At 60.6% G+C, this 10,507-nt stretch carries 13 protein-coding genes; 7 read left to right on the top strand and 6 right to left on the bottom strand.

The annotated features are described in order from the left end of the window. Positions 1 to 132 precede the first annotated feature (132 nt). The 3 genes from trxA to nikR all read left to right on the top strand — a co-directional run bounded on the left by trxA (position 133) and on the right by nikR (position 1,404). Positions 133 to 453: a thioredoxin gene (trxA, locus tag B5G20_RS09540; RefSeq protein ID WP_087356683.1), complete on the top strand. Its 321-nt coding sequence runs from the start codon at positions 133 to 135 to the stop codon at positions 451 to 453. 257 nt (positions 454 to 710) lie between these two features. After that, positions 711 to 959, top strand: a complete 249-nt coding sequence (locus tag B5G20_RS09535) for a hypothetical protein (protein ID WP_087356682.1) — start codon at positions 711 to 713, stop codon at positions 957 to 959. A gap of 1 nt (position 960) precedes the next feature. After that, the gene (gene nikR / locus B5G20_RS09530; RefSeq protein ID WP_087356681.1) at positions 961 to 1,404 is read left to right on the top strand and encodes a nickel-responsive transcriptional regulator NikR; all 444 of its coding nucleotides are present in this window, start codon (positions 961 to 963) and stop codon (positions 1,402 to 1,404) included. A gap of 60 nt (positions 1,405 to 1,464) precedes the next feature. On the opposite strand, the gene B5G20_RS09525 is transcribed toward nikR, so the two are convergent. Further along, positions 1,465 to 1,734, bottom strand: a complete 270-nt coding sequence (locus tag B5G20_RS09525; protein ID WP_087356680.1) for a hypothetical protein — start codon at positions 1,732 to 1,734, stop codon at positions 1,465 to 1,467. Next, positions 1,734 to 2,036 carry a hypothetical protein gene (locus B5G20_RS09520; RefSeq protein WP_087356679.1) on the bottom strand — a complete coding sequence of 101 codons (303 nt, stop codon included), beginning with the start codon at positions 2,034 to 2,036 and terminating at the stop codon, positions 1,734 to 1,736. The genes B5G20_RS09525 and B5G20_RS09520 overlap by 1 nt, the downstream gene beginning before the upstream one ends. A 290-nt stretch (positions 2,037 to 2,326) precedes the next feature. Between B5G20_RS09520 and B5G20_RS09515 the strand changes: the two genes are divergently transcribed. The 3 genes from B5G20_RS09515 to B5G20_RS09505 all read left to right on the top strand — a co-directional run bounded on the left by B5G20_RS09515 (position 2,327) and on the right by B5G20_RS09505 (position 4,628). Beyond that, entirely contained in the window at positions 2,327 to 2,860 is a 534-nt protein-coding gene (locus B5G20_RS09515; protein WP_087356678.1) for a PTS glucose transporter subunit IIA, read from the top strand. Between the two features lie 206 nt (positions 2,861 to 3,066). Next, complete coding sequence (locus B5G20_RS09510; RefSeq protein ID WP_158094434.1) at positions 3,067 to 3,873, top strand: hypothetical protein; 807 nt, start codon at positions 3,067 to 3,069, stop codon at positions 3,871 to 3,873. Positions 3,874 to 3,935: 62 nt separating this feature from the next. After that, complete coding sequence (locus B5G20_RS09505) at positions 3,936 to 4,628, top strand: hypothetical protein (RefSeq protein WP_143750267.1); 693 nt, start codon at positions 3,936 to 3,938, stop codon at positions 4,626 to 4,628. A gap of 34 nt (positions 4,629 to 4,662) precedes the next feature. Here the strand turns inward: B5G20_RS09505 and B5G20_RS09500 are convergent, their stop codons facing one another. The 4 genes from B5G20_RS09500 to B5G20_RS09485 all read right to left on the bottom strand — a co-directional run bounded on the left by B5G20_RS09500 (position 4,663) and on the right by B5G20_RS09485 (position 9,960). Next, the gene (locus tag B5G20_RS09500) at positions 4,663 to 4,902 is read right to left on the bottom strand and encodes a hypothetical protein (protein WP_087356675.1); all 240 of its coding nucleotides are present in this window, start codon (positions 4,900 to 4,902) and stop codon (positions 4,663 to 4,665) included. A 211-nt stretch (positions 4,903 to 5,113) separates the two neighbouring features. Further along, on the bottom strand, positions 5,114 to 6,469 hold the full coding sequence (locus B5G20_RS09495) for a 6-phospho-alpha-glucosidase (protein ID WP_087356674.1): 1,356 nt from the start codon (positions 6,467 to 6,469) through the stop codon (positions 5,114 to 5,116). Positions 6,470 to 6,590: 121 nt separating this feature from the next. After that, positions 6,591 to 8,201, bottom strand: a complete 1,611-nt coding sequence (locus B5G20_RS09490) for a PTS transporter subunit EIIC (RefSeq protein WP_087356673.1) — start codon at positions 8,199 to 8,201, stop codon at positions 6,591 to 6,593. A gap of 577 nt (positions 8,202 to 8,778) precedes the next feature. Continuing rightward, complete coding sequence (locus tag B5G20_RS09485; RefSeq protein ID WP_087356672.1) at positions 8,779 to 9,960, bottom strand: MupG family TIM beta-alpha barrel fold protein; 1,182 nt, start codon at positions 9,958 to 9,960, stop codon at positions 8,779 to 8,781. A 239-nt stretch (positions 9,961 to 10,199) separates the two neighbouring features. On the opposite strand from B5G20_RS09485, the gene B5G20_RS10500 reads away from it, so the two are divergent. After that, positions 10,200 to 10,502, top strand: a complete 303-nt coding sequence (locus B5G20_RS10500; RefSeq protein ID WP_204207760.1) for a Nif3-like dinuclear metal center hexameric protein — start codon at positions 10,200 to 10,202, stop codon at positions 10,500 to 10,502. Positions 10,503 to 10,507: the final 5 nt, after the last annotated feature.

Raw genomic sequence — 10,507 nt, 5'->3', positions numbered from 1 at the left:
CCCCCCCCGACCGCTCCCCGCAAAAGGCACGCGCGGCAGCAACATTTGTGAAACACCTCACGCAGGGTGGGTATAAGCCCCAACGTACCCAACAACCGTGCACCGCTGGTGCCACTCCCCCGAGGAGGAACCATGGCAGATATCACCACCGTTACCGCCGAAAACTTCGCTTCGCTCATGGACGAGCAGCTTCCCGTTCTCGTTGACTTCTGGGCCCCGTGGTGCGGTCCGTGCCGCACGCTCTCGCCCATCGTTGACGAGCTGGCCGACGAACTGGCCGGTCGCCTCAAGGTCGGCAAGTGCAACGTCGACGAGAACCAGGACCTCGCCATGAAGTTTGGTGTTATGTCGATCCCCACGCTCGTCATCTTTAAGGGTGGCCAGGAGGTCGGCCGCACCGTGGGTGCCATGCCCAAGGCGCGCCTCGCCGCCGAGCTCGAGAAGTACCTGTAACGGCTCGACCTGCGCGGAGCGGCGACGCGACTCCCCCGCGCCGCGCATCCTTCCCATAAGCCCCGGACGCGTTCACACGCCGCGCCCGGGGCGTTTTTGCGCGCAGCGCAACTCGGGCGTTGTGTAAGCAGGCGGTCAAGGCTCGGTGGGCGGACGGCTGGCTGCCAAATGGCCAATGGTGCCTGCGGGCCTGCTACAATCACGGAGAACCGATTGCCGCGACCGGGCCCTGCCCGGCCACTTTGGAGGAGGCAGCCATGCACGACGTCGGGATGAACATGAGCCAGCTCGCCATGAGCGTCAAGCAGGTGGACGACACCATCGCGCTCGCGCGCAGCTGGAGCCACGACCTCTACCACGCCACCGAGGCCTTTAGCATGGAGCGCATCGAGGGTAAGCTCGCCGATGCCATGAAGGCGCTCGACGAGGCGCGCGCCGCCCTCGAGGGCTACGAGGACGCCATCGAGGCCGACCACAACTCCGTGGGCTCCGTGCACCTGGTCTAGCATGAGTGGCCACACCGGCGCGGGCGAGCTCGCCCGCTTCTCCATCGCCATCCCCGAGGAGCTGCTCGCCGCCTTTGATGCGCAGATCGCACGCGGCGGCGGCCCGGCAAACCGCTCCGAGGCCATCCGCGACCTTATCCGCGCCTCGCTCGTAAAAGATGAGCTGCGCCGGCCGGACGCCGAGGTCATCGGGTCGCTCACCATGATCTACGGCCACCACACCGGCGACCTCACCCGTCGGCTCGACGCCGTTCAGCACGACTACACGGCTGAGATCGTTTCGACCATGCACGTGCACCTTGACCACCACAACTGCCTGGAGATTCTGGCGCTGCGCGGCCAGGGCTCGCGCGTGTACGAGCTAGCCGATAAGCTGCTGGGCCTGCGCGGCGTGAAGCACGGCGAGCTCACCTGTGCCGCCACCGAGGAGAGCCTAGAGCGGTAACAAAAGGCGAGGAGCGCCTGCAGCCTCAATCACAAAACCGGAAGCCTCAAACGTGCGGGCCTACACGACAGCCCGTTGGTGGACCAAGCCGTCCACGTGACCCTCGTCCAACTCGGCATCGTAGGTGTAGAGAATGTCAAACGGCGTCGCCACAAGCTTGCGGGCCCGCACGCCGTAACGGTGCCTTACGGATTCCGGCAAATCAGCGGACCCCAGCTCAGGCATGTCCTCAAGATAGGACACCAGCCTTATGATGCGCTGCGCCACGCGCTCGGACTGCACGTCAGCCAGAGCATCGACAAACGCATCGGCAAAGATGACGCGGCTCATCAGGCAACCTGCTGGCGCTGTGCGCGCACCGCGCGGTCGAGCGCGTCGATTCCCTCGACGCATCGACCCTCGCGGATCTCGCGCTCGCCGGTATCAAACGCCTCGAGGCAGTCGCGCTCGTAGAGGGCATCCGCCACAGCTTCGTCGATCGTGCGCTTGAGCACCTCTTCCGAGCAGAACACGTAGGCAGAAGTGCCGTTCTCGGTAATGCGCAGCAGCTTTTTGCGAGCAGCTTCGCGCACCTCCCGCTGATTATTCTGGAGTGCGCTGATGGGATAGACGCAATTCGTGTCGAACGCCATGTCGTACCTCAAATCATAGGAAAATAATCCATACTATGGTATGGATAATCATATACCCTTTGAGCACCGGGTAGCACTCAACCGCTTACCGAAAAGTCAAAGCGCCCCGGCAGTGCGCCTCGTACGCGGGCACACAGCCACGCATCAATGCGCTACACTAAGTGAGTCGCAAGAATCGCATAGGTCGTTCCCGCTGGCTTGGCTAGTGCCCTTGGGCATGCTGAGCCGTGTTTTGTTTTTGGGCACACCGCCCTTGGCGGGTGCCCCACAACCAGGAAGGAACGATACGCATGGGATTCTTCAATAATCTCTTCTCGCACAAGCAAGCAGCCGACCATGCCGCACCCGCCCCGGCAGAGCCCGACCCGATGACACAGCCACACCTCATCGCCCCGGTCTCCGGTACTCTTGCAGACATCTCAACCGTTGCCGACCAGGCATTTGCCAGCAAGGCCATGGGAGACGGCATCGCCATTGTCCCCACCGACGGTACACTCGTGGCACCCACGTCTGGCAAGATCGAGGCGCTCTTTCCCACGGGACACGCTCTTGGCATCACCGGCACAAACGGCATAACCGTGATGGTCCACGTGGGTATCGATACCGTAGAGATGCAGGGAGACGGCTTTACCCTGCATGCCGCGCAGGGCGACACCGTAACGGAAGGTCAAGTTCTGCTTGAGTTTGATATCGACAAGATTCGCGCGGCAGGGTATGACCCCGTTACCATGATGCTCGTGGTGGAGCACTCTTGCCCCGGCGACCTTGTCAAACATGCCGACGGACCGGTGGCGCGCGGCGATACGGCAATGTGGTTTGCATAACCGTAGGCACCCCGCCAACCCCCAAGAACAACGCACGCGTTTTATGGCGATACACAAACCAGGCTAAGCGCGAGGGAGCCGAGATGCTCCGGCTTCCTCGCATCCTTGTTCACCCAAAACAACGCCGCTCGCGCCGATGCAGTGAAAAGCGATCTGTCGTGGTTGTGGGATATACTGATAGTGTACACATCGTCAAAGAGGGGTCCATGGCCAGGCTGACCGAAACTGAGCGCGAAATCGTTGAGCACCTGTACGCACACGGCGCCCTGAACGAGGAGCCGTCGCTCACCGGGCTTGCCAATGAATGCCATGTTGCCAAAAGCACGGTCATCAAGACCCTGCAAAAGCTCGGGTTTAGCGGGTTTCAGGACTACCTTTACACATACCAAACGCGATCGAGCATCAGCAGCGATAATATCCTCCCCGAACCTATCGTCGAGGGCGATTTTGCCGCAGCCGCCGAGACGCTCGCCGCCTGCCTTGAGAGGTGCGAGGGGCGCAACAATATCTGCTATTCCGGCGGAGAAATAACCACGAGACCCATTGCAGAGCACATCAACAGAAAGCTCAACATCTTTGGCCTCTCCGCGACGGCATCGTACGATTATGGAACGTTTGACGCTCTCGCACCAAATGCCGGTGTGATGTTCCTCTTTTTTGAAAATCTACCTAAATCCGCACTCGGCAAGCCAACCGTTCAACCGGCATTCGAGAGCCTGCTCTCATATGCAGAAGACCGAGGATTCACCACTGTGGGAATCTTGGATGCAGGCTTTCCCGTGGCGCTCCCCTCACTCGACGTCACCATCAGACTCGCTCGCACGCGCGACAACGCCATGCATCTCTTTGCGGTAAAAACACTCATGCTCTTTGAGGAGGCTCTTGCGACCTTCTCGGCACAACGGGCGGCAGACGATAACGCTCGTCACTCGGAAACCTTGGCCGTACACCATGCGCCGAGCAGTTTAGTCAACCCAGCTCACATCGAGGAAGCCCCCCCCCCCGATCCATAATAAGCAGGAGGTAGCCGATGCCTCAGCCGACCATCCCTCCCTGCGAGGGAAAGCGTGACACGATGACCTCCGCATCCGACACCGCCCGCCTCGTCTATCAGGCGGTGCGCAGCCACCTCAAAGCCGGCGACCGGCCCACCATTACCGACATCTCCCACGAGCTCGGCATCTCCACCTCAACGGCGCATCGCGCCGCAAAGGCCTATGGCTATTTGGGGTGGAGTGACATGGTCAATCGGCTGAGACACTATTACCGCCGCGCCGAACAGATCGAGCACCAAGACGACCAAGATCCAAATGGCATCGATCTGCTCGCAGAGGCCCTCGTGCGGCACCGCGGCGGTCGCGTTCTGGTTCTTGGCATCGGCGACGTCGAGATCTGCCAGAAACTCCTCATCTACCGCCTGGGCGAGCTTGGGTTTGCCGTTATGCCCTACGCCTATGAGATCGCCCGCGCTTGCCAGCGCCAAGCGGGGTCGGAGAGCTCGGGGCTCGCGCTCTTCTGCAACGAGAGCGGTCTCGTGTGCTGGCAGGCGGCGCTTGAATGCAATCAGTGCGGCTTTGAGACTGTCGCCATCACCGCAAGCTCGCGTACGCCGGTCGCACGAGCGGCAAACCTGGCCATTGCGATCAAGAGCACCAAGTCGGAACGGGAGGCGTACCAGCCAAACCTCTTTGCTGCCGGGTCGCTCGCCCTGGTGGAGCACGCAATCGCCCGATACCACCTGTTGTGCGAGGCTCACGACTCACGCTAAGCGCGGGACGACAAGGCGCGCATAACCCCAGCCGCTACCCAGCGAGCAGAACGCGCGTCAGCTCGACTGCATAGACCGCCATGCTCGCAACCGCACCAGCCACGGCGCAAAAGCGCCAGATATACGCGTTGCCACGGCGCCACATCACAAGCGCGGCCACGATGCCAAACAATGGCCACAGATATGTGCCGATCATCTCGACGACGCACAGACATTTTTGCGACAGCCGTAGACTTTGAAACTCCCTTGGAGCCCGCTCGATCGCACCAACCATGTGCATCCTCCCTTGGCAACGGTGCCAGACAAACTGCTCGGTACCCTCACGATCTGCCGACAGCGCGCAGCGCTAACCGCAAGAACCGGGGCAACGGGGCGGAGGCTCCTCACCTCCGCCCCGTGGGTCGCAAGAATCGCCCGGTCGTTCCCACAGGTCAGCGCTTACGCGACGCGAACATGTCGCTCAAAAGCACCGATTGACGAACTCCCTAGTGGAGCTCGGGCCAGTAGGCCTTGTTAGCCTCGATGTAGTCGTCGAGCAGGGCCTTGGCGGTGTCGGTATCGTTCACGCAGCGATTGAGCGTGAGCGCGTTCCATGCCTTCTCGTAGGAGCCCTCAAGGCAGGCGTCCACGGTGAGCTTCTCGTAGGCGAACTGGTTCTCCAGAAGACCCTTCTGGAAGGTCGGGATCTCGCCGACGTTCAGTGCCTCGACGCCGTTGATGCCCACGCGGACCGGCACCTCGACCATGGCACCCTCGGAGAAGTTGGAGATGATGCCGTGGTTCTCGGTCATGCACAGGAAGATGTCCTGCGTGTTGTGGGAGATGGCATAGGCGAGGTCCACGATGTAGGTGGCGTGGCCGTCGTTGAAGTCCTCCTCGGTCATCTCGTACTTGGTGCCCTTGAGCTTATCGGCTGCGATGACCTCCTCGATCATCTCGAACGTGCGCTTCTCGTGGCCGTCCATGACCTCGTTGGCGCGGGTGTAGTCGGGGTTCTCGATCGAGACCATGTGCTTGGGATAGAGATAGTACTGCAGGTAGGTGTTGGGCATGAACTTGTCGCCGCACTCGCGCACCATCTTGGACATGAAGCGGAAGGTCTCGGCCCAGGAGGCGTCCACCTCGTGGCCGGTGTGCCCGTCGTCCTCCATCGGGGTGGCGAACATCTTCTTGAGCTTGGGCAGGTAGTCCTCGCCGGTCTCCTTGTCGTAGATATGGGTGAACCAGCCGTAGTGGTTGAGGCCGAAGTAGCGGGGCTCGAGGCGGCTCGAGGGAAGACCGAGGGCCTGGGCGTACATGCCCATGATGCCCACGGGCATGTCGCAGATGTTGATGATGCGGTAGTCGCCCTTGAAGACGCGCTTGGTGGCCTCGGCGACGATGGCCGCGGGGTTGGAGTAGTTGAGCACCCAAGCCTCGGGCGCGTACTTGCGGATGTCCTTGATGATGGCGCACACCGCGGGCACGGAGCGCATGCCGTAGGCAAAGCCGCCGGCACCGCAGGTCTCCTGACCGATGCAGCCGTGCTTGAGGGCGATCTTCTCGTCGGACTCGCGCATCTTCAGGCGGCCGGCGCGGATCTGCATGAAGGCGAAGTCGATGCCGGTAAAGGCGGTCTCGGGATCGGTGGTGTGGATGATCTCGCACTCGGGATAATACTCGCGCAGCAGCACCTTACCGTAGCCGCAGACGCGCTCCTGGCGCTCTGCCTCGTTGTCGTAAAGCACGATGGTCGAGATCGGGAAGCGGTCCTTCTCGGCCACGAGCATCTTCAGGATGCCCGGCGTGTAGCGGGAGCCGCCGCCGACGATGCAGATGCGAAACTTCTTGTTCTCGTTCATGGGTACTCCTTTTCTAACTGCCGGCTCCTGCCGCCGGCGGGTTACCGATGATTGGGGTAATTCCCGCCCGGCCGGACCCCATACCGGGCCGGGCGGGTTACCCCATCCTGAGAGGGATGCGTTACTCGAGGTCGCGACCGAGGGCCACCATGACCTTCTCGAAGACGTCCTGGACCTTCATGCCCACGATGATCTGGACGTTGTTCTTGCCGCGGACGATGCCGGAGTTCTTGAACTTGTTGACCTCGTCCTCGTTGATGAGGCTCATGTCCTTGAGGTCGATGCGCAGACGGGTGAAGCAGTTCATGAGCGACACGATGTTGTCCGGGCCGCCCAGGCCGTCGATGATGTGCTGGACGTTCGTAGCGTCATCATCCACAACCGCGGTGCCACCGCCGGCAACCGCCACCGCTGCGCCGCCGGCTGCCTTCTGCGCCTCAAACGCCTTGCGGTTCATCTTGGAGAGGTCGATCTCCTCTCCCTCGTCCTCGCGACCGGGGGTCTTGAGGTCGAACTTAAGGATGAAGAAGCGGAACGCCAGGAACCAGACCACGATAGCCGCAAGACCGACCGGGATGATGAGGTAGATGTGCGACATATCCCACGGGATGATGATAGCGGCCGTGATGATATCGATGATCGAACCGCACTGCGCCAGATAGCCGACAGCGATGAGCAGCGTCTGGAAGATACCGTCGAGCAGCGAGTGCACGAGGAAGAGCAGTGGCGACACGAAGAGGTAGGTGAACTCGAGCGGCTCGGTGATGCCGGCGAGCACGGCGGTGAAGCAAGACGGGATGAGCAGCGCCTTGGTAGCGGCCTTCTTCTCGGGCTTAGCCGTAGCGATGAAAGCGAGCACGCAACCGATGGAGCCGAAGACCTTGGAGAAGCCGAAGACGATGTAGCGGACGGACGGATCGATAGCCGTGATGCTTGCGATGTTACCGATCTCAGCCGTGTAGATGGGCACGGCGCCCTGATAAACCTGACCGGCAATCTCGGCCACGCCACCGACGCTTGTGTAGTTGAAGGGCATCCAGACAAGGTGATGGAGACCGGTCGGGATGAGGATGCGGTTCAGGAAGCCGTAGACGAACAGACCCGCGTATCCCGCGTTTTCGATGAAGCCCTGAAGGGCGGAGATGCCGCTAGCGACAGGCGGCCAGAAGTACGTGGCAGCTACGCCGAGGAGCGCCGCGGCGAGGCAGCAAACGAGGAAGGCCAGCTTAGTGCCGCCGTAGATGCGCACGGCATCAGGGAACTGCACGTCACAAAGCTTGTTGTAGATCCATCCATTAATGCAGCCGAGAATGATCGAGATGAACACGCCCATGTCTACAACTTGGACGCCGAGTACCATGGCTTGTCCGGTTCCATAGAAGGAGCCGTCCGCAGCAGGCTGCGCGAGCGTTCCGGTAAGGTTCAGCCAGTAGTTATCGGCGTACAGGTAGCAAAGGAACGACGCGATAGCGACGACCGCCGCATCGGTCTTTTGCTTTTTTGCGAACGCGCAGGTAAGACCAACAACGAAGATAACAACCAAGTTGTTGATGAAGCCGTTCATGAACAGGTTGTAGAGAAAGTCTCCCACACCAATAACAGCTGCGGGCATATAGGTCAGGCGCAGAACCGAGGCTAGCGCCAACATGATGCCGGCGACCGACAGAAACATAACAGGTTGAATCATCGCGCCAGAAAAGCGCTTCATGACTCCAGCCACATCTACCTTCATTGACCCCACTCCCCTCAAATAGACTGGGTCTTTGTTTAGGACATTTGTGGTTAGAGAAACGCGGCCGCAATCTCGTTCCGATTTGCATTATGCCTGTCGCGCAGAGCTTGTACGAACAAGATAGAAATCCGTGAACGAAACGTCGTCCGAAAAAACGCTTTTCGGCATAAAACCGTTCACGGGGTGTTTTCGACCGTTCGCGGCAGAAACGTGAAAACGGCAGCCGCTGGAAGCTGCAACGTGAACACGAGCTTCACGCGCAACGCGCAATCGCCGTCTTCGCTCATCCCCGTTTGGTCAAATAACCCCGCGAGAGGGCAATTTTGGGCATCGCCGCGGGGAAGCGTGATGCCGTATGTGCGCCATTTTGCAGCCACTGCACAGGAAATCAAACGGATTTGGGAGTTCAGCCGCACCGAGCTTCGTAGGTGAGTGTTGAATAATGCCCTCTCACGCACCAATTTGACCATACGGGCAGATGCGAATGCTGCGAGACAGGCAAAAGCCCGCCCCCGAAAGGGCGGGCCTAGGAATGCAAAGACACATGTATCCTCGCACACGGGTCTGCGAGCTTTTGTTACGCCTCTTCAAGAAGAAACGTCACACGCGGTTCCAGCGCATCGAGCAGGAAAAGCTCCTTGGGGGTAATACGGCCGATGTGATTGCGCTGCCCGTCATTGGGCATGTCCTTGAGCACAACCTGCAGCTCGGCGCGATAGTGCTCGAGGTTATCGTTCACCACCACGATGTCGCCACGGTGAAACATGGGCTCCGCCCAGGTGCGCGGGGCAATCGTTTGCCCGCGGTAGGACATGCGCGTCATGCGGGAGCGCAGCATATACTCGGTGCCGTCGCCTCCGTCGCTATGGCGGTGGTAATCAAGCGCGATTGAGCGCTCGACCGCAGAGATGTTCTCGTCGAGGTCGATATGGAGAAGCGTCCGCTCACTCGCGCCAAAGAAGGCGGCAAGTCCATCGAACTGGCGCGTCGGGTCGTCGGCGGCCCTATCCTCCTTCTCATCCTCGCCGGAAAGCTTGCGCATAAGGGCGCCCACTGCGGCGAGCTCCTCGTCGGTTGCCGGCTCGTTGCCAATCAGAATCTCGTCCACATCGCCAAGCAGCAGCATATGACGAATCTGAAGCTCCAGCGGCATGTCGCGATGATTCTCCACCGTGGGCAGGCCCTCGCGGACCGGCCAAGGACCGCGCGCCCCCTCGCTCTGACTGCTCACAAAGGCGCCCACCCGCGCGCCGCGTGCCTTCCAGAAGGCGTTCATCTGGCAATAGGCCTCGACGCTTTCGGCCGTGAAGCGCTGCGGATAGAAGTTGTGACACACCGCGACCTTGGGCATGAGCTCGGCCGGGATGAAGCGGCAGAGCAGATCTTCCATCATGGCGTTGAACTCAATGCCAATGCCATAGGGGTTCTCAATCAGCGCGGCGTTGCGCTCGTCAAAAAACGGCATGTCCATACGCAGGACGTCGATACCCATGCGGTGGAAAATCTCGAGGTTATCGGCTGCAGCCCCAATGCGGTCGAAGAGCATGGGGTTCACGTCGACCGAAAGCTCCATGCCGAACTCGTGCACGCGAGCCGCGAGCGACCCAAAACGCTCCACAAGGGCATCTGCTCCCTCGTCGACCGAGAACATGCTGGTAAACACCTTTTTGAAACCGGCCGCCGCCACACGCTCAAGATACGAGGCGAGCTCTTCTGCCGACTCCTGCTCTGGGTAGACCGAGACTCCCAGCTTGACCATAAAACCTCCTGGCTCGAACTATCTGCATAACGAATCAACTGTATCGAAGCTACCGCCCCTGCGCTGCAAGCAGACGGCGAACGCCGGCGGACGGCAAGCATGTATTCGGCGACTGGCCGCTCATGCACACCCGCTGCGGCAAACCGAGCAGCCGATAACATACCGCAGACGCCTTGGCTCGCTCGGCGCGCCATCTGGGTACAACGAAGCCGTGACCCCCTCTCATAGAAAAGATCCCCATGCTCATCAGCGAAGTTATCCAGCACATAAAGGACTATTGCGGCGGCTACGATATGATGGGCGATCGTCCCATCGACGAGGCCACCACGCGCGACAAGGTGCTCTACGGCAACGTCGACCAGGAATGCACGGGTATCGTTACCTGCATTTGGGCAACGGCCGACGTCATCCGGCAGGCGCAGGAGCTCGGCGCCAACCTCATCATTCCGCACGAAGCGCTCTTTTGGAACCATGGAGATCACCAAGACGTGGTGGCGGAAAACGCCACGTTCCAGGAAAAGCGCGAGCTTTTGGACGCCTGAGGCAG

Origin of the sequence: Collinsella sp. An7 (assembly GCF_002159335.1) — a bacterium.
In the GTDB taxonomy this organism is placed as follows: domain Bacteria; phylum Actinomycetota; class Coriobacteriia; order Coriobacteriales; family Coriobacteriaceae; genus Coprousia.
This window is presented reverse-complemented; position numbering and strand designations above follow the sequence as displayed.

What these genes read in the sequence shown, in the direction of transcription:
- B5G20_RS09525 (WP_087356680.1), bottom strand. Translation starts at nt 1,734, where the DNA reads ATGAGCCGCGTCATCTTTGCCGATGCGTTTGTCGATGCTCTGGCTGAC.
- B5G20_RS09515 (WP_087356678.1), top strand. Translation starts at nt 2,327, where the DNA reads ATGGGATTCTTCAATAATCTCTTCTCGCACAAGCAAGCAGCCGACCAT.
- trxA (WP_087356683.1), top strand. Translation starts at nt 133, where the DNA reads ATGGCAGATATCACCACCGTTACCGCCGAAAACTTCGCTTCGCTCATG.
- B5G20_RS09500 (WP_087356675.1), bottom strand. Translation starts at nt 4,902, where the DNA reads ATGGTTGGTGCGATCGAGCGGGCTCCAAGGGAGTTTCAAAGTCTACGG.
- B5G20_RS09505 (WP_143750267.1), top strand. Translation starts at nt 3,936, where the DNA reads ATGACCTCCGCATCCGACACCGCCCGCCTCGTCTATCAGGCGGTGCGC.
- B5G20_RS09520 (WP_087356679.1), bottom strand. Translation starts at nt 2,036, where the DNA reads ATGGCGTTCGACACGAATTGCGTCTATCCCATCAGCGCACTCCAGAAT.
- B5G20_RS10500 (WP_204207760.1), top strand. Translation starts at nt 10,200, where the DNA reads ATGCTCATCAGCGAAGTTATCCAGCACATAAAGGACTATTGCGGCGGC.
- nikR (WP_087356681.1), top strand. Translation starts at nt 961, where the DNA reads ATGAGTGGCCACACCGGCGCGGGCGAGCTCGCCCGCTTCTCCATCGCC.
- B5G20_RS09485 (WP_087356672.1), bottom strand. Translation starts at nt 9,960, where the DNA reads ATGGTCAAGCTGGGAGTCTCGGTCTACCCAGAGCAGGAGTCGGCAGAA.
- B5G20_RS09495 (WP_087356674.1), bottom strand. Translation starts at nt 6,469, where the DNA reads ATGAACGAGAACAAGAAGTTTCGCATCTGCATCGTCGGCGGCGGCTCC.
- B5G20_RS09535 (WP_087356682.1), top strand. Translation starts at nt 711, where the DNA reads ATGCACGACGTCGGGATGAACATGAGCCAGCTCGCCATGAGCGTCAAG.
- B5G20_RS09510 (WP_158094434.1), top strand. Translation starts at nt 3,067, where the DNA reads ATGGCCAGGCTGACCGAAACTGAGCGCGAAATCGTTGAGCACCTGTAC.
- B5G20_RS09490 (WP_087356673.1), bottom strand. Translation starts at nt 8,201, where the DNA reads ATGAAGGTAGATGTGGCTGGAGTCATGAAGCGCTTTTCTGGCGCGATG.